This is a genomic window from Desulfosediminicola flagellatus, assembly GCF_005116655.2.
GTDB lineage: Bacteria > Desulfobacterota > Desulfobulbia > Desulfobulbales > Desulfocapsaceae > Desulfopila > Desulfopila flagellata.
Map to the genome: position 1 here is coordinate 2,054,027 of NZ_CP050698.1, position 24,066 is coordinate 2,078,092.

18 protein-coding genes are annotated in these 24,066 nt (G+C 44.8%); 12 read left to right on the forward strand and 6 right to left on the reverse strand.

Annotated features, from left to right (window positions below; genetic code table 11):
* Positions 1 to 6: 6 nt before the first annotated feature.
* The 3 genes from FCL46_RS28615 to FCL46_RS08535 form a co-directional block, all read right to left on the reverse strand.
* Complete coding sequence (locus FCL46_RS28615; protein WP_153307123.1) at positions 7 to 3,063, reverse strand: FAD-dependent oxidoreductase; 3,057 nt, start codon at positions 3,061 to 3,063, stop codon at positions 7 to 9.
* A gap of 15 nt (positions 3,064 to 3,078) precedes the next feature.
* Positions 3,079 to 4,191, reverse strand: a complete 1,113-nt coding sequence (locus tag FCL46_RS08530) for a (Fe-S)-binding protein (RefSeq protein WP_136807366.1) — start codon at positions 4,189 to 4,191, stop codon at positions 3,079 to 3,081.
* Between the two features lie 124 nt (positions 4,192 to 4,315).
* Positions 4,316 to 5,635 carry a (Fe-S)-binding protein gene (locus tag FCL46_RS08535; protein ID WP_136807368.1) on the reverse strand — a complete coding sequence of 440 codons (1,320 nt, stop codon included), beginning with the start codon at positions 5,633 to 5,635 and terminating at the stop codon, positions 4,316 to 4,318.
* A 413-nt stretch (positions 5,636 to 6,048) separates the two neighbouring features.
* On the opposite strand from FCL46_RS08535, the gene FCL46_RS08540 reads away from it, so the two are divergent.
* The 8 genes from FCL46_RS08540 (at position 6,049) to FCL46_RS08575 (ending at position 15,088) form a co-directional block, all read left to right on the forward strand.
* On the forward strand, positions 6,049 to 6,525 hold the full coding sequence (locus FCL46_RS08540; protein ID WP_167505865.1) for an NADH-quinone oxidoreductase subunit NuoE family protein: 477 nt from the start codon (positions 6,049 to 6,051) through the stop codon (positions 6,523 to 6,525).
* A gap of 33 nt (positions 6,526 to 6,558) precedes the next feature.
* Entirely contained in the window at positions 6,559 to 8,310 is a 1,752-nt protein-coding gene (nuoF, locus tag FCL46_RS08545; RefSeq protein WP_136807441.1) for an NADH-quinone oxidoreductase subunit NuoF, read from the forward strand.
* Between the two features lie 5 nt (positions 8,311 to 8,315).
* Complete coding sequence (gene fdhF / locus FCL46_RS08550; protein WP_136807372.1) at positions 8,316 to 10,994, forward strand: formate dehydrogenase subunit alpha; 2,679 nt, start codon at positions 8,316 to 8,318, stop codon at positions 10,992 to 10,994.
* Between the two features lie 120 nt (positions 10,995 to 11,114).
* Positions 11,115 to 11,501 (forward strand): hypothetical protein, encoded by a 387-nt coding sequence (locus tag FCL46_RS08555; RefSeq protein WP_136807374.1) that lies wholly within the window; start codon positions 11,115 to 11,117, stop codon positions 11,499 to 11,501.
* A 16-nt stretch (positions 11,502 to 11,517) separates the two neighbouring features.
* Complete coding sequence (dfsP, locus tag FCL46_RS08560) at positions 11,518 to 12,204, forward strand: DUF166 family (seleno)protein DfsP (RefSeq protein ID WP_275942856.1); 687 nt, start codon at positions 11,518 to 11,520, stop codon at positions 12,202 to 12,204.
* Positions 12,205 to 12,439: 235 nt separating this feature from the next.
* Positions 12,440 to 13,729 (forward strand): citrate synthase, encoded by a 1,290-nt coding sequence (locus FCL46_RS08565; protein ID WP_136807376.1) that lies wholly within the window; start codon positions 12,440 to 12,442, stop codon positions 13,727 to 13,729.
* 106 nt (positions 13,730 to 13,835) lie between these two features.
* Positions 13,836 to 14,189 carry a VOC family protein gene (locus FCL46_RS08570; RefSeq protein ID WP_136807378.1) on the forward strand — a complete coding sequence of 118 codons (354 nt, stop codon included), beginning with the start codon at positions 13,836 to 13,838 and terminating at the stop codon, positions 14,187 to 14,189.
* Between the two features lie 44 nt (positions 14,190 to 14,233).
* The gene (locus tag FCL46_RS08575; RefSeq protein ID WP_136807380.1) at positions 14,234 to 15,088 is read left to right on the forward strand and encodes an aldo/keto reductase family protein; all 855 of its coding nucleotides are present in this window, start codon (positions 14,234 to 14,236) and stop codon (positions 15,086 to 15,088) included.
* A 610-nt stretch (positions 15,089 to 15,698) separates the two neighbouring features.
* Here the strand turns inward: FCL46_RS08575 and FCL46_RS08580 are convergent.
* On the reverse strand, positions 15,699 to 17,174 hold the full coding sequence (locus FCL46_RS08580; RefSeq protein ID WP_136807381.1) for a hybrid sensor histidine kinase/response regulator: 1,476 nt from the start codon (positions 17,172 to 17,174) through the stop codon (positions 15,699 to 15,701).
* A 552-nt stretch (positions 17,175 to 17,726) separates the two neighbouring features.
* On the opposite strand from FCL46_RS08580, the gene FCL46_RS08585 reads away from it, so the two are divergent.
* The 4 genes from FCL46_RS08585 (at position 17,727) to FCL46_RS08605 (ending at position 22,976) form a co-directional block, all read left to right on the forward strand.
* The gene (locus FCL46_RS08585) at positions 17,727 to 20,762 is read left to right on the forward strand and encodes an FAD-dependent oxidoreductase (protein WP_228723360.1); all 3,036 of its coding nucleotides are present in this window, start codon (positions 17,727 to 17,729) and stop codon (positions 20,760 to 20,762) included.
* Between the two features lie 80 nt (positions 20,763 to 20,842).
* Positions 20,843 to 21,325: a hydrogenase iron-sulfur subunit gene (locus FCL46_RS28185; RefSeq protein ID WP_267313777.1), complete on the forward strand. Its 483-nt coding sequence runs from the start codon at positions 20,843 to 20,845 to the stop codon at positions 21,323 to 21,325.
* A 53-nt stretch (positions 21,326 to 21,378) separates the two neighbouring features.
* Entirely contained in the window at positions 21,379 to 22,041 is a 663-nt protein-coding gene (locus FCL46_RS08600; protein ID WP_136807385.1) for a methylenetetrahydrofolate reductase C-terminal domain-containing protein, read from the forward strand.
* 2 nt (positions 22,042 to 22,043) lie between these two features.
* On the forward strand, positions 22,044 to 22,976 hold the full coding sequence (locus tag FCL46_RS08605) for a methylenetetrahydrofolate reductase (protein WP_136807388.1): 933 nt from the start codon (positions 22,044 to 22,046) through the stop codon (positions 22,974 to 22,976).
* Between the two features lie 131 nt (positions 22,977 to 23,107).
* On the opposite strand, the gene FCL46_RS08610 is transcribed toward FCL46_RS08605, so the two are convergent.
* Positions 23,108 to 23,365: a DUF8180 domain-containing protein gene (locus FCL46_RS08610; RefSeq protein WP_136807390.1), complete on the reverse strand. Its 258-nt coding sequence runs from the start codon at positions 23,363 to 23,365 to the stop codon at positions 23,108 to 23,110.
* 70 nt (positions 23,366 to 23,435) lie between these two features.
* Complete coding sequence (locus FCL46_RS08615; protein ID WP_136807392.1) at positions 23,436 to 23,630, reverse strand: CooT family nickel-binding protein; 195 nt, start codon at positions 23,628 to 23,630, stop codon at positions 23,436 to 23,438.
* Between the last annotated feature and the right edge of the window lie 436 nt (positions 23,631 to 24,066).

A 24,066-nucleotide genomic window follows, 5' to 3' on the forward strand; every position in this document is an offset into this window, starting at 1 on the left:
ATATATTTATCGGTCAAACGCCGTTTCAACCATTGTCAGAACTTCCTTATCGCCAAAGTGCCGTATTGAAGCAGCACCGGTCGGGCAGGCTACTGCGCACATACCGCAACCTTTACAAAGCGCTTCCTGGACGTTTGCAATCTGAACACCCTCGTCGCTCTTAATGACACTGATAGCGTTGAAAGGACAGGCTGATTCACATTCTCCGCAACCGCGGCACATAAAGTCCTGCACATAGGAGACGACGCCTTCAACCGTTATCTGGTCTTTTGACAGGGTGACTGCTGCTCTTGAAGCTGCAGCTGCTGCCTGAGCGATCGATTCCTCGATAGGCTTCGGGTAATGCGCCATACCGGCAAGGAAAATACCGGCTGTTGCAAATTCTACAGGTCGCAACTTGGCGTGGGCCTCGTTAAAGAAGCTGTCGCTGTTGCATGAGAGCTTAAACATCTGGGCAAGCGGCTCATTATTTCGTGGTACAATTGCAGAGGCGAGTACAAGTAGATCTACGTTAATCTCTATATCCATTTCAAGGATATGGTCCTTAACAGTAAGTGTTAGACCTTCATCCGAGGAGTTGACTACAGGTTTGGTGTCGAGGTCGTAACGTATAAAGATAACACCTTTTTCACGGGCCTCTTTATATAACAACTCTCTGCGGCCATATGTCCTGATATCTCTGTATATTACAAATACATTGGTTTCAGGATTCGCATCCTTAAAATTGATAGCGGATTTAATTGAATGCGTACAGCAAACCTTCGAACAGTATGGACGGTCAGGTTCGCGTGAGCCTACACACTGAATAAATGCAACCGATTCGGCGTTAGTTGTTAATTCATTGCCTCCCTGGCCAATAACCTTATCAAGATCCAGATGGGTCATTACCCGATCATCTGTTCCGTATAGATATTCGGTGGGGACGCTTTCAACTGCACCAGTAGCAACGATTACCGCTCCGTGTTTAAGGGTGATGTCATTACCGCTCTGATTAACTGTTGTCTCAAAATTACCGATAAATCCGGATGCTGCTGCAACCGTTGTCTCAGGGTAGACAGTAATAGCAGGATGGTTTTCTACGTTTGCGATCATCTCACCAAGATTCTCGCTTATCGATTCTCCCTGCCAGGTCTTAGCAAGAACGCGGGCGTTACCGCCTAGTTCTTTTTGCTGCTCAACCAGATGAACGGCGAAACCCTGATCGGCAAGGCCAAGAGAAGTTGTCATGCCTGCAATTCCACCACCTATAACAAGTGCACTTCTATCGACACCGATCGATGGTTGGCTAAGCGAGGTGATAAGTCTGGTTCTGGCAACTGACATGCGTACAAGATCTTTTGCTTTAGTCGTTGCTGCCTCTTTATCATCACTATGGACCCAGGAACACTGGTTGCGAATGTTGGCCATTTCAAAAAGATACTTATTGAGGCCTGCATCACGCATTGTTTCCTGAAACAGTTCTTCATGTGTCCTCGGAGTACAGGCTGCAACGACAACCCTGTTCAACCCCTCTTTTTCGATAACCTCTTTCATCTTCATCTGACTGTCCTGACTGCAGGTGAAGAGGTTTTCTTCGACGTATGTGACACCGGGGAGTTTTCTTGCCATCTCGGCTACTGCAGGGACGTCAACGATTCCGCCAATGTTGGTTCCGCAATTACAGACAAAAACACCGATTTTAGGTTCTTCAGCGGTTATATTTTTTTCTACAGGATAGGTCTTTTCTTTAGTTAGTTCGCCACGTGCTTTTGCCAGATCTGTTTCTGCCCAGCAGGCTGCAGCACTTGCTTCCATTACTGAATATGGAATGTCTTTAGGTTCCTGAAAGGCGCCGCAGACATATATTCCGTCTCTTGAAGTCTTAACGGGAGAGAAGCAGTCGGTTTTAGCGAAATTATCATTATTGAGTTCGATATCCAGCTTACCGGCAAGTTCAATCACCTCTTTTGGTGTCTCCATGCCTACAGAGAGAACGACCATGTCAAATGTCTCTTCCAGGGTTTTCCCTGAGTCATTGACATACCGCATGCTTAAGCTTTTAGTTTCTCTATCTTCAACAATGGAGTGAACTCGCGTACGTACAAAACGAACGCCCTGTTCCTCTCTGGCGCGATCGTAATATCCTTCAAACTCCTTACCATATGTACGCATATCCATATAGAATATGGCTGTATCCAGGTCAGAATGTGAATGTTCCTTGGCAATGACGGCTTCTTTTACCGCATACATACAACATACTGAGGAGCAGTAACCGTGATCGCAACGATTCTGATCGCGTGACCCTATGCATTGCAGCCAGGCAATTTTTTTCGGTTCTACACCATCAGAAGGGCGTACCAGATGACCTTGATATGGGCCGGTGGCGCTCAGGATACGTTCCATCTCCATAGAGGTGATAACGTTTTTGTAGTTGCTGTACTGGTATGTATCGAGATCTGATGGGTCAAAAGCTGAAAAACCAGGTGCAAGAATTACAGAACCAACCTGCAATTTGACGATTTCTTCTTTCTGATTAAAATCGATAGCATCGGCAGGACAGATTTTCGCACAGAAACCGCACTTACCATTCTTGTTAAAGTAGATACAGCTATCAGCGTCAATGGCGTATTTAAGTGGGACTGCCTGAGGGTTATCGACGTAAATCGATTTCCTCTTGGCGAGGCCTGCATTAAACGGGTCAGTGACTTTTTTAGGACATTTTACTGCGCATTCCCCGCAGGCGATACATTTGTCCATATCAACGTATCGGGGATGCTGGATCAGTTCGACCTCGAAGTTACCTGCTTCTCCGGTGACAGAATTGATCTCTGATAATGTTTTAAGCTCTATGTTCAGGTGCCGGCCGACCTCGACCAGTTTCGGTGAGATTACTCACATCGCACAATCGTTAGTGGGAAACGTCTTGTCCAGTTGGGCCATGACTCCGCCAATGGAGGCTGACTTTTCAACCAGATAGACATAGAAACCCGAGTCTGCGAGGTCGAGTGCCGTCTGCATTCCGGCAATACCGCTGCCGATTACTACGACCGAGCCTTGAACGCTTTGAGGATTTGCTGAGCTCATCAAATTTCTCCGAAACTATATATTCTCTGAAAGGTAGGCGTAAAGGTCCTTGACCTCAACATCGATATCCGTATTTGACTTCGCACACGACAGATGAATCTGACACTTTGGGCAAGCTGTAATTATTGTCTGTGCTCCGGCACGTTGTGCCTCCTGCAGTCGTTTGATCTGCATAGTTTTAGAACACGAAGAACATTCCATCCAGGCAGTAGTGCCGCAGCAGACAGCATTTTCCCTGTTGTTCTCCATCTCTTTTAATTCAGTATCCGGTACCAGGCCTATCAGTTGACGGGGCTCTTCATAGATACCTGTCCTTCGACCGAGGCGACATGGATCGTGATATGTCACAGAGCCATTGCCTGTTTTAGTAAAGGTGATGTCAGCCTTTGGGAGTTCCCGAGCAAGGAATTCAGATATATGGATTATCTCAAAGGGAAGTTCACCGACAATGGCAGGGTAGCTTTCTCTGAAAATCGAATATCCTTCAGGGCAGGAGAAGATAACTGTCTTCGCACCGGAATTCTTGATGGTTTCGACGTTTTTCCTGGCGAGTTTAGCAAATTGCTCTTCATCACCAGCCCAGAACGAATCGTGTCCACAACATCTTTCATCATTACTCACGACAGGTTCGACACCCATTTTATTGAGTATCGTAAGAATCGATTTGACGCTATCGATCATTTGCAGATCAAGATACTCAAAAACGACGTCGTGGTAAGGCTGGCAGCCGACGAAAAAGAAATAATCGCCTTTCTCCTGTATTTTGCCGCTTTCCTGCGCCCAGGCTATGCGATTCTGTGTGAGGCTGCCTGTCTGCAGGGAGGTTATAGTCTGAAATATTCCGTGATGACTTTTACGGGGAAGGTTGCCGACCGCTATCGCTTTGGCCCTGTAGGAACGAATAAATTCAGGGAAGTCGATACCTACCGGACAACGGTCGCTGCATCTTGAACAACTCAGGCAGGCCCAGATATCACTTGACTCAAGGATATCACCATCAGGCTCCACCAGGGTTTTCTTTATCATTTGACGTGGTGAAAAACCGGGGCGGTCATAGCTTATGGGACAACTGCCTGTGCATACCCCGCACTCCATGCAATAGTCGATCTGCTGTTTTGTGAGCTGCATAGTAAAACCTAGTTATGTTGTATAAAGTTCAACGGTTAGCCGCAAAAACTTCAGGATTATGCCTGTAACGTTCTGTGAAACGCTTATCAGGCAACCTCCTGAGAGATTTTATCCATTGCCATTCCTAGTAGAGTGCTGATTCAGGATGAAATACATTAACATCCCTGAGATCGTCACCAAGGTACGTTCGCTCATTGGGGCCAAGTATACCTAAAGACAGTGCAAGTATTGTCCAAAAATGCACGACCTGGTAATGGCCTTGAAAATGATGCGACAGTTCATGAATCTGTGCATGGCAGTTGTGACAGCCTGCGATACAATATGTCGCCCCTGTTGCCTTAATCTGGTCGTCTTTAATTTTTCCGTACTCCAGTCGTTGATCTTTGAAACCAGACTGGAGAAATCCACCACCACCGCCGCAACAATAGTTGTTGGATTTGTTAGGATGCATTTCGATGACATTTTCCTCACCGACAGCTGCTTTGATAGCGAAACGGAATTCATCAGCGATATGGTCACCGAAACTTTTACGAACGATCTGGCAGGGATCTTGTACGGTAAACTTGATGCCGAGATCTTTATTCCAGTCAGAATTAGGTTTCAACTTACCTTCTCTGATCCACTTGGCGTAATATTCGTAGATGTTTTTGGTTTCGAAGTTGTGCTTGATATTGAATTTTTTCAGTCCGGCCCGGACTGCAAATGTGATGTGGCCTCACTCCGTGTTGAGGTACGTCTTGCACCTCAACTTATCGGCTCTTTCAGCCTTGGCGCGAACCAGATGCTCCCAATTTTCTGCATCAGCCAGGAAGAGACAGTAGTTCTCAGCAGCCCATGCTGTACTGCTGTATGTCCAGTCAGCGCCTGCGAGATGAAGAATTTTCCAGAGTGGAACCATTTCATCAGGTTCAGTCATTGGCTCTCTGGAGTTCTGGTTGAGGAAGAATTCAGCGCCCTCTTTATCTATAGGGGCCTGCATGTCTGCAAATTCAGGTTGTGCCTCGCGATATTCTTCGAGAACATCGTTGACCACGAAGATAAAGTCTTCGGTGGGAGTTCCCATGGCACTCTTTGATTCACTCTGGACGGCTACGTCACAGGAGTTACGAATACCTTTGGGTCGTTCGTCTCGCGGACGGGCAGCCCTGATATTGAAAACCATCTGGGGAATATCGATTTTCATAGGGCAGACATAGACACAGCGTTGACACATCGTGCACATCCACGGCCAGTCTGACTTGAGAACTTCTTCGTCCATGCCGAGGACCAGCATGCGTAAGAATTTTCTTGGGTCCATGCCTTCAAGTCCCGATGCAGGACAGCCCGAGGAACAGAGTCCACAGGTAAGACAAAGACTGAGGTTGCCTTCAGGTAGCAGGTCTTTAATGTCGTCCAAAAAAGATCTTTCGGCTTTTCCTTTAAGCTTTATTGCCGTTTCAGCCATAATCGAGATTCCTTCTAAATAAATATTTATAAGGGTGACAAGCCGGTCGTAGATAATGGGGCAGATGCCTTTAGTGGTGAATTACATATAATTTATTTCACCTTAGGTGCTATTTGGATCGCAAAGCAGACTATCTCATTTTCCCGCGGTTAGCAACTTTTTTCAAAGTATTCAGGCCAAATGGTTGGAGTGTTCTTTTTTTGAATAGCGCTGTTAGGAGGCTAATTTTTATAGTTAATGTTGTTTTGAGATTTGCAACATATGCAAAATGTGCGAAAGGCTAAGGATTTGTGCCGGTTGGCGAGAAATACTTTGGAGATCGATTCCTGTATGATTATAGTAGCTATAGTGCTACAATGTGGCATTTTGAGGGTTGTGGGTGTAGTTGCGGGTTTTTAAAATGGGAGTCGATCATGTCACGTTTGGTAAAGCAGATGGAAGATGTTCTGGAAAAAATATATGATAAAAGTATCGTACGTGGTGACAACATTATCACCATCCTTCAGGATATTCAGAATGAGCTAGGATATATTAATGAAGAGGCCGTTGAATGGTTTGCTAAACGAACAGGAGTTTCAGCCGCAAAGTATTATGGGGTTGCAACATTTTACTCTCAGTTTCACCTTAGCCCTCGTGGAAAAAATATCATTACAGTGTGCTCCGGCACAGTTTGTCATGTGAAAGGTGCAGAACGGATTATTGGCAAACTAAAAGATGAGCTAAAGCTCAAAGGAGATGCTCAGACTACCAGAGATATGCAGTTCACCCTTGAGAATGTCAACTGCGTAGGTGCATGTAGTATTGCGCCGGTTGTCCTTGTAAATGATAAAGTTTTTGGCAAACAAAGTGCTGATAAGATGGTCAAAAATATCAAACCCTATAAGGAATAGCGCGTGGATCGCAAAATAACTGTCAATGTGTGTATGGGCACCGGCGGTATTGCAGCTGGTGGCGAACAGGTGATGACGGCCCTGAAAGAGGAGTTTGATGCAGCCGGCATTAAAGATGCGACGTTTATTGAAAACTGTAAGCTGCATAAGGTTGGGTGTCGTGGCTTCTGTGCCCGTGATGTGCTTGTTGATGTGACAATCGACGGTGAAACATCCACCTACCAGTATATTGAAGACAATATGGTCAAGCGTCTGGTCAGTGATCATGTCATTGGCGGTGAGCCAGTCAAAGAGTGGCTGGTGGGCGATGATTATCACACCTTCCATGATAAACAGAAGAAAATAATCCTTCAGGACCTGGGTAAGATTGATCCCGAGTCTATTGAAGAATATCTGGCTGTAGATGGATATAAAGGCGCGCGAAAGGCGCTTAGTGAGATGAGCCCTGCGGACGTTATCACCACAATAAAAGATTCCGGCCTTCGTGGTAGAGGTGGTGGCGGATTCCCGGCAGGTGTTAAATGGAGCTTTTGCGCCGGCACTGAAGCTGACCAGCGATACATCATCTGTAATGCTGATGAAGGTGACCCCGGTGCATTTATGGATCGCTCTGTTGTCGAAGGCAACCCGCATGCTGTTATCGAGGGTATGATAGTCGGCGCTTATGCCATCGGAGCGAGCATTGGATATGTCTATATACGTGCAGAATATCCGCTTGCTGTTGACCGATTGCATACCGCTCTGAATGCAGCTCGCAAAAAGGGATATCTTGGCGAAAATATTTTCGGCACTGATTTTAACTTTGATATTAAAGTGAAGCTGGGTGCAGGTGCCTTTGTATGTGGTGAGGAGACTGCACTTATCGCATCTATTGAAGGTGATCGAGGTATGCCGCGTGCAAAACCGCCGTTTCCTGCCAATAAGGGACTTTGGGGGAAACCAACGATTATCAATAATGTCGAGACGCTGGCGAATATCCCTCCCATTATTAATAAGGGGGCTGAGTGGTTTGCTTCAATTGGTTCTGAAACGAGCAAAGGGACCAAGGTTATCGCTCTCACCGGGAAAATACGAAATACTGGTCTTATAGAAATTCCTATGGGTATGACTTTGAAAGAGATTATCTACGATATCGGCGGCGGTATTGAAGATGACAGACTTTTCAAAGCTGTTCAGACTGGTGGTCCTTCCGGTGGTTGTATTCCTCAGCAGTTTATCGATCTTCCTGTAGATTATGAAGGCTTACAATCTATAGGTTCGATGATGGGGTCAGGCGGCATGGTAGTGCTTGATGAGACAGACTGCATGGTTGCCATCGCCAAGTTTTTTCTTGCCTTCACCCAGGAAGAATCCTGCGGTAAATGTGTGCCATGTCGTCTCGGCACAAAACGTTTATTAGAAATCCTCACACGCATAACCGAAGGCGAGGGTAAGAAAGGTGATATTGAATTGCTCCAGGAGCTAGCTGAAGATGTTCGCGATTCAAGTCTCTGTGGCCTGGGGATGTCTGCGCCAAATCCGGTCATAAGTACAATTAAATACTTCCGACATGAGTACGAGGCACATATTAACCATAAGCGGTGTCCTTCAAAGACCTGTAATGCGCTGCTCACGTTCTTTATTCGAGAGCACCAGTGTGTTGGCTGTGGGATGTGTGTGCGCGCTTGTGGCGTTAATGCCATTACCGGCGAGAAAAAACAGCCGCATGTCATCGATCAGAACACATGCATTAAGTGTGGAGCCTGTTTTGACGCATGTAAATTCGACGCTGTGCTCAAGGAGTAGACGCAATGATAACGTTAACTATAGATAATACGCAGGTCGAAGTTCCGAAAGGATCTACAATTCTTGAGGCAACAAAGGCGTTGAAGATTGATATGCCGACGCTCTGCTATGATGAACGTATGAAACCGCACGGCGGCTGCCGGCTTTGTATAGTTGAAATTGAAGGCATGCGTCGTCCGATTACTTCATGTACCACTCCTGCAGAGGAAGGGATGGTGGTCCGTACTCAAACTGATCATCTTGAGCGGTTGCGAAAGACAACTGTTGAATTATTGCTCTCTGATCATCCGAACGATTGTATGGTCTGTATTCGGGCCGGGAGCTGTACCCTTCAGGAACTCGCCTACAAATACCAGATTAGAGAGAATCGTTTCAAAGGTGAAATGCGTGACCACAACCGTGTTGATGCGAATCCGTTTATTCTTCGTGAGCAGAATAAATGTGTTCTCTGTGGGCTATGTGTAAGGGTGTGTGATGAAGTGCAGGGAGTAACTGCCATAGGCTATGCAAACCGAGGCTTTGAAGCCAAGGTATGTTCGCCTTTTGAGCATGATCTTGATTGTGAGTTCTGCGGTCAGTGTGTATCTGTTTGCCCGACAGGTGCTTTGTCGGCAAAGATGTGGGAAGGTCACCCCCGTCACGAAGGCATTACGACTACCGAGACAACATGTGGATATTGTGGCTGTGGCTGTAATATTACGATACATGCGCTGGGCAATGAGGTAACCAGAGTAACATCGCGATCGGACAATCATAACCGTGGCTGGCTTTGTGTGAAAGGGCGGTTTGGTTTTGAATTTATCAATAGTGAAGATCGATTAACCACGCCACTGATCAGGCGCGAGAAGGGTGGTGAACTTGAGCCTGCCAGCTGGGATGAGGCATTACGTCTGGTGGCATCGAAATTTTCAGAAATAAAAGAGCAGTATGGTCCTGATTCTATTGGTGGCCTTTCTTCAGCGCGGTGTACCAACGAAGAAAACTACATGTTTCAGAAATTGTTCAGGTCGGCGATAGGAACCAATAACGTTGATCACTGCGCCCGCTACTGACACAGTGCAACTGTGACCGGTCTGGCCGCAAAATTTGGTTCTGGTGCAATGAATAACTCTGTTGCTGAAATTGAAGATGCCAAAGCACTTCTGGTTATTGGTTCAAATACTACTGCGAATCATCCGATAATCGCGCTTCGTATGAAAGAGGCGGTGCGCAGAGGAGCGAAACTGATTGTTGCAGATCCGCGCAAGATACCGCTTACAAAATTTGCAACGCTTTGGCTTAGGCAAAAACCCGGTACTGATTCAGTGCTTATTAACTCAATTATGCATGTGATCCTTCAGGAAGGATTTGAAGATAAAGCATTCATTGCCGAGCGAACTGAAGGGTATGAAGAGTTTGCAGATTCTCTAAAAGATTTCACCCCTGAATTTGCTGAACAGGTAACAGGTGTTCCTGCTGATGATATTCGGGAAGCCGCACGGATTTATGGTTCAGCGGAAAATGCAGGAATTTACTATGCAATGGGTATTACCCAGCATGTGATGGGTACCAATAACGTGTATGCCCTTGGAAATCTGGCAATGGTGACCGGCAATCTTGGTAAACCTGGTGCCGGCGTTAATCCGCTTCGGGGGCAGAATAACGTTCAGGGCGCCTGTGATATGGGTTGTCTGCCTGATGTATATCCAGGATACCAGAAGGTGAATAATCCTGAGGTTCAAAAGAAATTTGAAGAAGCCTGGGGAACAGCTCTTTCAGGTGATTTAGGGATGCCCGCATCAGAGATGACCAGTGCAATGCTCGAAGGCAAGATACGGGGCATGTATATTTATGGTGAAAACCCGGCCCTTTCAGATCCGAACACTAATCATGCTGTTAAAGGATTTGCGACCCTCGATTTTTTGGTTGTGCAGGATATATTCAATACAAATACCACCGCACTGGCTGATGTCGTTTTACCAAGCGCCTCGTTTGCGGAAAAGACTGGTACGTTCACCTGCTCGGAGAGACGAGTTCAAAAGGTTCGTCCTGCAATTGAATCTCCCGGTGAGGCACGTGAAGATTTAGATATCTTTAATGAAATCTATTGTCGAATGAAGGGGCAGGAAATTACGCCGATTGACCCGGAAGCAGTATTTGCTGAAATAGCAAAGCTATGGCCTAATATGGCCGGAATGAGCTATGAACGCCTTAGAGTTGATGGTTTGCAGTGGCCATGTCCGGATTCTACTCATCCAGGTACGCCGTATCTGTTTAAGGGTGTATTTCCACGAGAAGGTGGTAAAGCCCAGTTTACTGTTGTGCCTCAGGTTATATCTGATGAATTGCCGGATAGGGAATATCCGTTTTTGCTTACCACTGGTCGTGAATTGTTCCACTATCATACCGGAACAATGACTAGAAGATCAAAAGGGCTTGATGCGGTAGCTCCTGAAGCATATATCGAGGTTAATCCGATTGATGCAGCGAAGCTTAATGTTGCAGATCAGGATGTGGTGAATGTCTGTTCGAGAAGAGGCGCAATTTCTTTGCCGATCAGGGTCTCTGAAATTGTTCCTCCAGGAGTGGTGTTTATCCCGTTTCATTATAAAGAGGCTGCTGCAAATATGCTGACCAATGATGCTCTGGACCCTATCAGTAAAATCATGGAGGCCAAGGTTTGTGCAGTTCGTATAGAGAAGTGAATCAGAAAAAAAAGAAAATGATGTAAACTGCACTAAAGAGCGTATAATGGGGAGTTGGATTTTTTGATCCAATTCCCCATTTTTTATCAATAAACTATCGAGACAAGGACGCTGTTAGCCGTGGAGAAAGACACCATACGCATATCGTTTGATAATCTTGAAGTAGAAGCTGTAAGTGTTATCCTGGTTCCTGATAAGGCTATTCAGGAACCAGGATATATAAAAACATTGACAGCGAGCATGGAAGCCCAGTCAAAACATGAGTTTCATGCTATGGCGCAAATGGCTTACTACCGCTATCAGGATGATGAACTCGACGTCGTTGAGGTCAGTAATCCGATGAGAATTACACGTGGAGATGAGGCTGAGGCAATTGAGTCCGGCATGGTAATCTACAGGGATGGAGACGGAGAGTTCCATGTCGTAATTCATGCATTGCTCAATAAAAAGAAAATGCTCGAGATAACAAACAGGTACTGTACACGTTGGGTTCGTCTTGATATATGAATAAGGAAATTCTGAAATGAGCGATACTAGCAAAACCAGGCAACATCCTCAGAAGATTACTGTGTTTCAGCAGAATGGAAGTGGTGAACGTAAGGTAGCTGGAATTCGTCAGTATGCGAAAGGTAAAATAGAAATCGACGTTGTTTCTATTGATATCGATTTGCCACCGGTTGTAGATGATAGCAGTGAATATCTCCCTGAAAAGATTGACGCTGATCTGGTGCTTGATTTTTTAAAACACGAAGATCTGTCACATGATCTTGTTGCACTCTGTCATACCCAGAACACTCCTGTGATATCCTCAGGTAAGAAGATTCCCAGCAAGTGGGTGTTAACCCCACCGACATGATGTGGTCTTTCCAGGCAGGTTGGTCTGGGAGAATATGGCGAAATGTTCGGTGCTCCTGAATATGAAGTGGATATAACTGACAGTGTGATTTCAGATATTCGGGTAGTCCGTGGGGCCTCCTGTGCTGCAAGTTGGGAGGCGGCAAAAAGGGTGATTGGTACACCTGTTGATGATGGTGCCAGAAAGATGGGTATAGAGTCGCAGTTTTTTTGTTCTGCAAACCCTGCAGGCTGGGATCCGATTTATGGAAAAAGTCCGGTCCATTTTGCAGGTAAAGTTCATGCAAAGGCTATCGCTGACGCTGTTGATAGGGCGCTGGAGAAGACATCCGGGAATGAGGACTCAAAAGGCTAGAATTGCCTACATACTAAACCTGCGGCCATTGTTTGACAGGGATGTGGTGGGTGGGTAGTTGTGTTTGTTGAGTAACTTTGACTGTTTGCTATTGCTGATTATTTTTTAATCCAAGGTGTTGCATACGATCTTCTCCCAAGATATGTGTTGATTTTTATCGATAAATCATTATCAAATAAGAAGTATACAATAGAAAATCCGTTGCTTTTCTTAAACCCACAACATGGGAGACGATATGAGCGATAAAGCAGTCCTGACTCTTGAAGGTAAGCAGTATGAGTATGATATTCACACAGGTTCTGAAGGCGAACGGTGTATTGATATAACCAACCTGCGCAAAGAAACCGGCTATATAACGATGGATGAGGGCTTTGGAAATACGGGTTCCTGCTATTCTGATATTACATTTGTCGATGGTGCTAAAGGTATTCTTAAATATCGTGGATATCCGATTGAAGATATCGCGGAGAACGCAACTTTTGTTGAGACAGCGTATCTCATACTCTATGGAGAATTGCCTACAGCCGATCAGCTGCGCAGCTTTTCCGGTGCTCTAAAAGAGCATGCTCCTCTTCATACTAATTTGAAGCACCATTTCTCCGGTTTGCCTTCCGACGCACCGCCCATGGCTATTCTTTCAGCTATGTTGAATATGGTTTCCTGTTTTCATCCGGATATTCTGGAAGTGCATACTTCGGGCAAGGGATTTGATAAATCAGCAGCATTATTGCTTTCCAAGGTGCGAACAATAGCCGCATGGGTATTTCGTATGGCTGCAGGAAAAGCATTTAATGACCCCAACCCTAATCTCAGCTACTGTGCGAATTTTTTGCACATGATGTTTTCTGACCCGTATCAGGAATATATTCCATCTCCAGTAATCGAAAAAGCGCTGAATCTCTTTCTTGTTCTCCATGCTGATCATGAGCAAAACTGCTCAACTTCCACAGTTCGTGTAGTAGGTAGTTCCCGTGCCAATCTTTTCAGTTCAGTGTCAGCAGGTGTTTGTGCGCTTTGGGGACCATTACATGGTGGGGCAAATACTGCAGTAATCCAGATGCTTGAGGAAATACAGGCATCGGGAAGGCCTGTAACAGATTATATCAATATGGCCAAGGCCAAGAACAATACGTTCAGGTTGATGGGATTCGGACACAGAGTGTATAAGAACTTCGATCCGCGCTCTATTATTTTGAAGAAAGCTGTCGATGATGTGCTGCAAGAACTCAATATGCAGGATCCCCTTCTTGATATTGCTCGTGAGCTTGAAGAGAAAACCCTTGCCGACAGTTATTTCAAAGAACGCAATCTCTATCCTAATGTTGATTTCTATAGCGGTATTCTCCTGAGAGCCATCGGTATCCCACTTAATATGTATACAGTAATGTTTGCTATCGGCAGGATGCCGGGCTGGATCGCTAACTGGCGTGAACTTCATGACCATAAGCAGCGTATCTCCAGGCCTCGCCAGATTTTTACAGGCAGTAACACGAGAAGTTATATTCCCCTCGAAAAGAGAACCTGATGGGGTGACCTTTAAAATCTAAATCAGCTAAAATGGAGAATGTTGATGACATTCTCCATTTTTTTTTACTCGTTTACGCTGTTGTTTATGTTTTGGGAGACACACCATGAGAGAACACGAAAAAATTAATTATGTTGAATTTCCAGCAAATGATCTTGTTGCTACAAAAGAATTTTTTGTGTCGGTTTTCGGCTGGGATTTTACTGATTATGGTCATGAATACACCGCATTTTCCAATGCAGGTATAGACGGCGGATTCTATAAGTCTGAGCGTGCATCATCTACTAAAAACGGCTCTGCACTCATCGTTTTTTATAGTGAGGATATTGAAAAGACACAGCAGAAAATTGAGGAGGCAGATGGGGAAATTGTTCTGCATATATTTCCTTTTCCTGGTGGTCGGCGTTTCCATTTTATGGAACCAAGCGGGAATGAATTTGCCGTATGGTCTGACCGGTAGTGTGATAATAAAAACAGATAGAATAATGCTCTGAATGGATGATTATGAATACAAATAACCGATTTTTAACATCGACAGGTAGAGTAATTCCGTGGTGCATTTATGGTACAGCCTGGAAAAAAGAGCGGACAGCCAATCTTGTTGTAAAAGCGATTGAAGCAGGATTTAGAGGGGTAGATACAGCTTGCCAGCCACGACACTATAATGAGTCCCAGGTAGGAGACGCCTTGAAGCGGGTACTGGGAAAAGGAATTAGACGGGAAGAAATTTACCTGCAGACTAAATATACTGCAATTGACGGGCAGGATCCGAAATCGGTTCCGTACACTGTGAACGCCTCGGTAACTGAGCAGGTAAATCAATCCGTTGAGGTGTCTCTCAAAAATCTTCAAACTTCATATATCGACACGCTGATCCTGCATTCACCAATGCGCGATTATGAGCAGACGCTCGAAGCCTGGAGAACCATGGAGTCAATTGTCGCCAGTGGGCAGGTATATCAGCTTGGAATAAGTAATTTCTATGATCTTGCTCTTGTGGAAAGATTGTACGAAGATGTGGAGGTAAAGCCTGTTGTTCTGCAAAACCGTTTTTACCAGGAAACCGGATACGATAAGGAATTGCGTGAATTTTGTTCTAATAAAGGTATGTTTTATGAATCATTCTGGACGTTGACTGCCAACCCTCATGTTCTTAGTAGTAATGCAATAAAGGCTATAGCTCAAAAGCACGGTAAGACGGCGCCGCAGATTTTCTTCAGATTTCTCAATCAGTCAAGAGTTGTTTTTCTTACCGGAACGTGTGATGAACAACATATGCTGGAAGATCTCTCCATTCTTGAATTTGAATTATCTGAGCAGGAGATGGTGTTGATACGGTTGGTTCTAGGGCTTGAATAAGTGTCATATTTGATCAATACGAAAAAATGTAGAGAAGTACATATGTCTTACGTGTCGACTGTATTAGGATGATAACTAGGAGGCTGTCCGAGAATAGGAATTTTGGTTAAAATCGAGACATTTACAAAAAATAAGCAAAGCCATATAGATGATATTGCGAGCATTATTTTTTGAAAATTCCGAAGAGTTTGGGCAGATAGCGTAGACTTCGAAAGGCCATTGTCGGACAGCCTCCTAGAAGAGAAGGCTACTATGAAGAGGTAATAAAGCTGCAATTATTTACGAGTTTATTTTTTAAGCATGTCAGATCATATTGAAAAAGACTGCCCGGAGTGCGGGCAACGATTACGGTTCCCGAAAAAAATAGGTGGTATGCTGATGGCTTGTCCATCGTGCGGGAAGAAATTCTACTCTGATTTTAAGGTGGGCAATACTGGGGAGACGTCAGGCCATGGCGTTTATAATCAGATTTTTGAAATGCCATATACCTTAGTGGAAAGATTAGTCCGCTACATTTCTGATTTGATGAAACGATAGAAGGCGAAAATGTCTGGTTGCGAAAAATGCAATGGAGGTCTTTTTCGTCCTTGATAAAGCAGACTGTCGTAATTCAGTGGCCGTTAACCGGTAGCATAATAGTAAATTCTGTGCCCTTGCCAATTTCACTTTGCACTGTGATCGTTCCATGCATCGAATCTATAATTGATTTTACAATGGCAAGGCCAAGACCGGTGCCATGAATGGTGCGGGTGTTTTGATCTTTTACCCGATAAAACCGTGTGAAAATTTTTCCAATATCTTCTTCGCTTATACCAAAACCGGAATCGATAATACGTAGCTGTAGATAATCGTCTTCTACTCCGGCAAGAAGCTTTATTGACCCGCCTTCCGGGGAGTATTTAATCGCATTAGTAATGAGATTGGAGAGAACTTCTTCCAAATGTCGTGGATTTGCCAGAATTGCTGGTAATTTCCCGTCTATTTCAAGGGTGATCTGCAGCGCTTTTTTGCTGGCATAGGGTTGATGAAATGTTGCCTGTTCATTGAGTAGGGCGGCGATATCAACGCTCTCTTTCTCGTGGGCAACCAGCCCCGATTCTATCCGGGAAAGATCAAGTAACTCAGTCACAAGGTTATTGAGATTAAGCATCTTGTCTGAAGCGCGTCCTAGAATTTCTCGTTGTTTATCGGTAACCTCACCGGCGAGCCCGTCAAGAACAATTTTAAGCTGCATCAGCAAGGAATTGATCGGGCTGCGAATTTCATGTGAAACCATTGATACAAAATCTGATTTCATCTGGTCCATCTGTTTTACCGCTGTGATATCGTGAAGAACTGTTATGGTACCAAGATTTTGATCGGTGCGGCCTCGAAAAGGGGAGCACACCACACTGTATATTTTTTCTTCATTGGTGACAGCGTGCGGGATGACGATTTCATGGGTGATTTCAGTATATTTTCCTGGAGGCATTGAGAGTGTAGTCTCAATTGAATGGAGGAGCGACTCATCACTGATGACCTCATCAACGAGCAAACCAACCGGGCTGCCTCCTTTGTAGCCAATCATGTGCCTCATAGCTGGATTTGCAAGGACAATGCGCTTTTCTGTGTCTGTGGTAAGCACACCATCTTTTAGTCTATTGACCATAACACGCATCCTGGATTTACTGGTGGCTATATCCTGCAGGGCGTGGGTATATCGTAAGGACTTGCTTACAACGGCTCGAAGTTGATCCGGGGTAAATGGTTTTGGGATAAAATCAAAAGCCCCTTTTTTCATTGCCTCAATAGAGTGTTCAAGTGTTGCATATCCTGTGATTACAATCACCACGGTATCAGGGTCAATATCTTTAACTTTTGAGAGAACCTCAAAACCGGACATCTTGGGCATCATGAGATCAAGAAGCAGGATATCGTAATGCTGGTCTTCTATCATGTTAAGTCCTTCAACACCATCTGACGCAGTCTCGACAGAGAATCCCATAGAGGAAAGGACCATTCTACACGCGTCACGTATGCGCGACTCATCATCAATGACGAGAATGTGAGGGGATATAAGGCTCTGTTCCGCTGATGATTGAACCATTGTTGACTCCTATGCTACGTCTGACAAGCAGGTGAAATTCCCTAAACATAAACCCGGTTTCGCTGCCATGGTAATATAGCCGATACTGTTTGGGAACTTTTTTTTCTCAGAGGCAGCACTGATGATGTTATCGTGTGATACAGTGTCGTAATTTCATGCTATTTGACTCTTAAACGCATTTGGGGAAGAATACATTGTAGAAAATCCGTACCGTGGCAGTAGAATTATGCTGAAACTCCTGAAATGCCCCTTATGAGTTCCTATCAATTTATTACGGACATTTGATCAGATAAGTACGGTATTAATCGACTAATGTGGTACTTATTAGATGTACATTGAATTTTGGTTAAAATTACAAAAGTACACCAATATAGTGTTAGTTATAAAAATCATTTATCATAACAAACATTATGTATTATACTGCACGCGGCTGGTGAAAACCGAGCTGTGTCACCTAACCGTAGTATTCTGATAAATACCCGCAACGATGCTGGTAGAACAGAATGACCAGCATTCAGAAACTGCCGGGACTGCACTGAAGGAGGGCTTGCCTTGACAAGGATTACCCCCGGACAGGAACGGAATGATAAAGTCGGTTCAGTACTTGTAGTTGGTTCAGGTATTGGTGGGATGCAGGCATCCCTCGACCTGGCCAATAGCGGCCTGTTGGTTCACATGATTAATGATGAACCTTCAATTGGCGGTACAATGTCCCGGCTGGATAAGACCTTTCCTACAGGAGACTGTGCAATGTGCATGATCTCTCCTCGCATGGTCGAGAGCAGCCGCCATCCCAATATTAAGCTCCATACCCTCGCAAAAGTTTCAAAAATCGAAGGTGAAGAAGGTGATTTTACTGTCACCATCACAGAAAAAGCTCGATATGTTGATGCTGAGCGCTGCACCGGTTGTGGTGCCTGTGAGGAAAAATGCCCGAGCCGTGTTCCTGACTATTTTAATCAGGGGTTGAATGATCGGCGTGCTATCTATGCCCTGTTCCCGCAGGCAGTTCCAAATACACGTGCCATCGATAATGCACACTGTCTTTACCTGAACAAAGGTGTTTGCAGAAAGTGCGAAAAAGTTTGTGATGCAAACGCAATTAACTTTGAAGATACAGACAAGGAATATGAAGTTCATGTAGGTTCTGTAATCCTTACTCCCGGCCTGAAAACGTACGACCCTGCAATACGTCAGGAGTTCGGTTTCGGACGTCATAAAAATGTTGTCACAGCATTGCAGTTTGAAAGACTGCTGTCGGCATCCGGCCCATGTGGTGGTCATGTAGCACGACCGAGCGATAATACATCCCCTAAGCAAATAGCATGGATACAATGTGTTGGTTCACGAAATGAGCATAATGCAAATCCGTGGTGCTCATCTGTATGCTGTATGTATGCTGCCAAGCAGTGTGTTATTGCAAAAGAACATGATCCGGAAGTTGAGCAGACAGTTTTTTATATGGAATTGCGTGCCTTTGGTAAAGATTTTGATAAATTTATCGATAAGGCAAAAAATGACGCAGGAGTACATTATAAACGGGCGATGGTCTCGGAGGTTATTGAAAATCCAGAAACCGGCGACCTGACTATCCATCATGTAGATGAATCCGGCAATCTTGTTACGCAGGTATTTGACATGGTTGTGCTCTCTATTGGCTTTGAACCGCGAGATGAGGCAGCTGAATTTGCGGAGTTATTTGGGATAGAGACTGATAAATACGGTTTTGCAGCAACATCTAAATTGGCTCCTGTTGAGACGAGCAGAAAAGGTATCTATGTGGCCGGTATTTACCAGGGCCCCAAAGATATACCGGAAACTGTCGTACAAGGAAGTGGTGCTGCAGCAAAAGCGATGTCTCTGCTTGGAGAAAGCAGAGGGACAGAGGTTGAAGAAGTTGTGCTGCCTGATGAAATTGACACCTCAAATGACGACCCCCGGGTAGGCGTTTTTGTCTGTCACTGTGGCGTTAATATTGCCGGAGTCGTCGATGTTCAAAAGGTCGCTGAAGAATGCGCAAAAGAAGAAGGTGTTGCCCACAGTGAAACAATAATATATGCCTGTGCCCCTGATGGGCAGGCTAAAATTAAAGATCTTATCAAGGAAAAACATCTGAACAGGGTGGTAATCGGTTCGTGTACTCCTCGTACACATTCTCCACTTTTTATGGATACCATCCGTGAAGTTGGATTGAATAAGTTCCTTTTTGAACTCGCAGATATCCGGGAGCAGTGTTCGTGGTGTCATCGGGACGATAAAGAACACGCAACAGAGAAGGCGCTTGATATTGTAAAGATGAACGTGGCAAAAGCGCGGCTTCTTGACCCGGTCCAACAGAATTCGGTAGGGGTTACCCACAACGCTCTTGTTGTCGGTGGTGGTGTTGCCGGAATGGTCGCAGCAGTGTCGCTAACCCAACAAGGATATGGAGTTCATCTTGTCGAACGGGATGCAGAACTGGGTGGCCTAGCACGAAAAGTGCGAAAAACTCTTGAAGGTGACGATGTTCAGCAATATCTGAACAACCTTATTGCAGAAGTTAAAGATGAAGAGAATATAACTCTGCATTTGGGAACTACTGTTGACACTACAGATGGTTTTGTCGGTAATTTTGAAACTAAACTTGCGAGTGGTGCGTCTATAGAACACGGAGCGGTTCTGCTTACGACGGGTGGAGTCGAATATGAACCTGATCAATACGGTTATGGTTCATCTGACAGGATCATCACCCAGCGTCAGCTTGAAGATCTGCATGCAGAGCGTGATCCGAAAAATGAAGAAACATATGTAATGATACAGTGTGTCGGATCTCGTGAAGAACCTGATAATTACTGTTCCCGTATATGCTGCCAGGACGCTTTGAAAAATTCAATTGCCATCAAAGAGAAGGCTCCTGATGCGCAGGTTGTGGTGTTATATCGTGACATGCGCGCCTACGGGTTGAAAGAAGATTATTACAAGAAAGCTCGTGACCTAGGCGTATTGTTTTTCCTCTTTGTTCCTGAAGAAAAGCCTGTGGTTGAGCCTGGTGGTGCTTCCTGTCGTGTGACGTTTGAGAGCAAGGTTCTTGGTCGTGAAATGGCCATTGATGCAGATTATGTTGTGCTCTCGACAGGATTACGTCCTCAGATAGATGTTGAAGATGTATCTAAAAAATATAAACTTACCTGCAACCTTGACCGTTTTTTCCTTGAGGCGCATGTGAAATTGCGTCCTGTTGAATTTCCGAGTGAGGGCTTTTTCCTCGCAGGATTAGCACATGCTCCGAAAAATCTCGAAGAAACCATTGCCCAGGCACTTGCAGGTGCAGGAAAAGCAGGTGCACTTCTTTCCCATGAAAAACTCTCTGTTTCAGGTATTATATCAAAGCATAACAGAGATATGTGTATGTCGTGTCTGGCCTGTTTCAGGGCCTGCCCGTTTGATTCCCCATTTATAGATGAAGACGGAATGATTAGCCATAATGAAGTCAAATGCACCGGGTGCGGAATTTGTGCAGGTGTTTGCCCGGCCAAAGCCTTTCAGGTCAATTTTTTCAGAGATGACCAGATTAAGGCAATGATTGATTCTGCTACCGAAATTGACTGATCCACAAGAAAGGAGAATGTATGGCACCTGGTGATGAAGTTAAAGAAGAACGGGTGAGTCCGGAAGTGAAACCCAAAGAGATTCCTGCTGATTGGCAGGCTAATATAATTGCATTTGCCTGCCATTATTGCGCATTTGCCGCTGCTGATCTTGCAGGAGTTATGCGACTGTCATATCCGTACAATGTTAAGGTTGTACGGTTGCCTTGTACCGGTAAATTAGATCATTCATATGTTTTGAGGGCATTTGAAAGGGGAGTGGACGGCGTTTTCGTCGCTGGTTGACTGGAAGGTCAATGTCATTTCCTGGAAGGAAATCTCAACGCCAAAAAACGTGTACACCGTTTACATGGACTGCTCGAATCTGTAGGTATCGACTCAGAGCGCTTGCACTTCTTCAACCTTTCTGCTGCAATGGGGCCCAGGTGGGCGGAAATCTGTACTGAGTTCACTGAAAAAATTCAACAACTTGGGCCATCGCCAATATGGCTTGCTTTGAAAAAGAAAAAACAGAAAGCCGGAACTGAGAATCAGGACCAGAATACAGAGGATCAACCTGCATAAATACTACTGTTGCATTACATGGAACGCAGTATTGACCAAGGAGTTATTCAATTATGATAGTAGGTGAACAGAAGTCGTTGGAAGAAATCTGGGAGATGGTCCGGCAGCATAAAAATATAACTGTATTCGGATGTAATACCTGTGTTGCTGTCTGTCATCAGGGTGGGAATAAAGAGGCGGAAGTCCTGGCCTCGCTATTGCGCATGAAGGCTACTCAGGAAGAACTGGAAATAGAATTTGTTGACAGTGGAATTGAACGTCAGTGTGAACACGAATTCTTTGAAAAGACGCAGAAGCTGATCGAGGGTTCAGAGGCGGTTTTGAGTTTGGCCTGTGGAATTGGTGTGCAGTTTATGGCGACTAAATACCCGACAACTCCGATTTATCCAGCGCTTAATACAACCTTTCTTGGAGATGTTATGGAGGCTGGGCATTACACAGAAAAATGCCAGGCTTGCGGAGATTGTGTGCTGGGTGTCACAGCGGGTGTGTGTCCTGTTAGCCGATGTGCCAAGAGGGTTTTGAACGGTCCTTGTGGTGGTTCGACTAACGGAAAATGCGAAATATCCAAAGATGTTGATTGTGCATGGCAATTGATTATCGATCGACTTGAGGCTGTCGGGAAACTGGAAGATTATGAGAAACTCAGCTCCATTAAAGATTGGTCAAAAGATCGGTCCGGCGGGCCAAGATCTTTTATTCTGGAGGGCTTCTAATCGTGGAATTGCATACAGACAGTAAACTTGAGAAAGTCTTCAAAAGTGGGCACATCGCGGTAACCAGTGAGTGCGGGCCTCCGAGATCCAGTGACCCTGCACATATCATCGAGAAGGGTAACCTGATTAAAGATCATGTGGACGCCATAAATGTCACTGATAATCAGACCTCGGTGTCAAGAATTTGCAGCTTGGCAGCGTGCGTTCATCTTAAAAATCAAGGTCTTGAACCAGTTTTGCAAATGGTGACCCGTGATCGTAACAGGATTGCTCTGCAAAGTGATCTGCTCGGTGCGGCGTCTTTCGGTATTAATAATGTGCTTTGTCTGTCTGGAGATCATCAAAGTTTTGGTGACCATCGTCAGGCGCAGAATGTATTTGATCTTGATTCGATGCAGTTACTCCAGACTGTTCGCCATATGCGTGAGGAAGGTAAGTTCCTCAGTGGTGATGAAATTAAAGTTCCGCCTAAATTTTTTGTAGGTGCTGCAGCAAATCCTTTTGGTGATCCATTCAAAATCCGGGTGCCGCGGCTGGCAAAGAAGGTAGCCGCTGGTGCTGAATTTATCCAGACCCAATGTATATACAATATGGAAAAATTCGAGGCTTGGATGGAAGGCGTGCGTGATAGGGGGCTTGATGAAAGCGTCTATATTATGGCCGGAATAACCCCGATGCGTTCAGTGGGTATGGCTAAATACATGAAGCGTGCTGTGCCTGGAATGGATGTGCCTGATGAGTTAATAGAGCGTATAGCCGGAGTCGAAAAGAAAAATCAGGCTCAGGAAGGTATTAATATCGCGGTGGAACAGATTCAGCGTCTTAAAGAGGTAAAAGGCGTTGCCGGTTTTCATGTTATGGCGATTGAATGGGAAGAGAAAGTGCCCGAGATTATCGAGAGAGCCGGGTTATACCCACGGCCGGTTGTAGACTGACGGGGCTGAAGCGTTTTGTAAAGAGTTTCGAATCGTTCCTGTATCAGGTCAAATGCCGGATCCATAATTTAACCAATGTATCCGGCATTGTAGTGTGTTGCAGAGTAAAGGATTGCTCGACGATCGTGGTGTCAATGATCGTGGTGATGATGATGATGGTGATGATGGTGGTGATGTTCTTCAGAGGCGCCGCCAGCTTTGGTGAGAGCTTCTGTAAGTGCTGTGTTGGAGTTAGACATTGCGGTTATGGCATCGGCTATATGTTTTGCGATGTCGCCTTCACCGTCCTGCTCAGCTATTACCCGCCATTTTTCGAATTCTTCAGCGTGTCCTTTGTTGTGATCAATCCAGTGTTGTAAAAGTACACGTAGCTTTTCTTTATTTTCCATTTTTTCTCCGTTATACGTTATGGACTAATGAGCGTTTAAATAGATTGTTGGTATCTGGTTGTGCAAGGTGTTATGGAGATTTTTGCAAAAAAACCTTGCCGGACAGAAAATCAATATTTCGGATAACTGAGTCAGGGATCTCCCTGGAGCCTTCGAAAAGAGATGTTATTGAAACTGAGCTTTCAAGAACGTCGAGTTTGGTAACGTTTTCCATGAGAACTTCTTCAACACCATTCTGCTCAATTACGACTCGTATTTCGCACATATTCGCCTCATTTCTTGATGAAAACTGATTTGAACTAAAAACTACGCACACCGCGATTATTGAATTATTAACGTATCAATGGAGATGGCGTCAATGGAGTTTTTACTGTTGCCCCAGTTATTTCCTTAAAGTGTGTTTTCTGGATCCATTTTGAGTAACACACAAAATTGTAGTGTGTGGACGTATTGTGCAGAGTGTGTCGGTATAACACGAAAAAGGAGTTGTTGTGCGATTTGTGCCAACAGGGGTCCCCGCTGTGCGTTCTTGTGCATCTGATCGATAGGAAATGGAATGGTGTAGTATAATTAATTGAGAAACATTCAACCGTTAGAGTATGAAAGATGGAGATGTATAAAAAATAATGCGTTCATCTGGTTTTGTGTCAAAAGATGTTGCAAGAGAGGAATAATTTAGAGTAGGTTAGCGACAATATTGA

Coding starts and splice junctions, on each gene's coding strand:
- FCL46_RS08530 (WP_136807366.1), bottom strand. CDS start 4,191: ATGCAGCTCACAAAACAGCAGATCGACTATTGCATGGAGTGCGGGGTA.
- FCL46_RS08540 (WP_167505865.1), top strand. CDS start 6,049: ATGTCACGTTTGGTAAAGCAGATGGAAGATGTTCTGGAAAAAATATAT.
- nuoF (WP_136807441.1), top strand. CDS start 6,559: ATGGGCACCGGCGGTATTGCAGCTGGTGGCGAACAGGTGATGACGGCC.
- FCL46_RS08565 (WP_136807376.1), top strand. CDS start 12,440: ATGAGCGATAAAGCAGTCCTGACTCTTGAAGGTAAGCAGTATGAGTAT.
- FCL46_RS08570 (WP_136807378.1), top strand. CDS start 13,836: ATGAGAGAACACGAAAAAATTAATTATGTTGAATTTCCAGCAAATGAT.
- FCL46_RS08575 (WP_136807380.1), top strand. CDS start 14,234: ATGAATACAAATAACCGATTTTTAACATCGACAGGTAGAGTAATTCCG.
- FCL46_RS08580 (WP_136807381.1), bottom strand. CDS start 17,174: ATGGTTCAATCATCAGCGGAACAGAGCCTTATATCCCCTCACATTCTC.
- FCL46_RS08600 (WP_136807385.1), top strand. CDS start 21,379: ATGATAGTAGGTGAACAGAAGTCGTTGGAAGAAATCTGGGAGATGGTC.
- FCL46_RS08610 (WP_136807390.1), bottom strand. CDS start 23,365: ATGGAAAATAAAGAAAAGCTACGTGTACTTTTACAACACTGGATTGAT.
- FCL46_RS08615 (WP_136807392.1), bottom strand. CDS start 23,630: ATGTGCGAAATACGAGTCGTAATTGAGCAGAATGGTGTTGAAGAAGTT.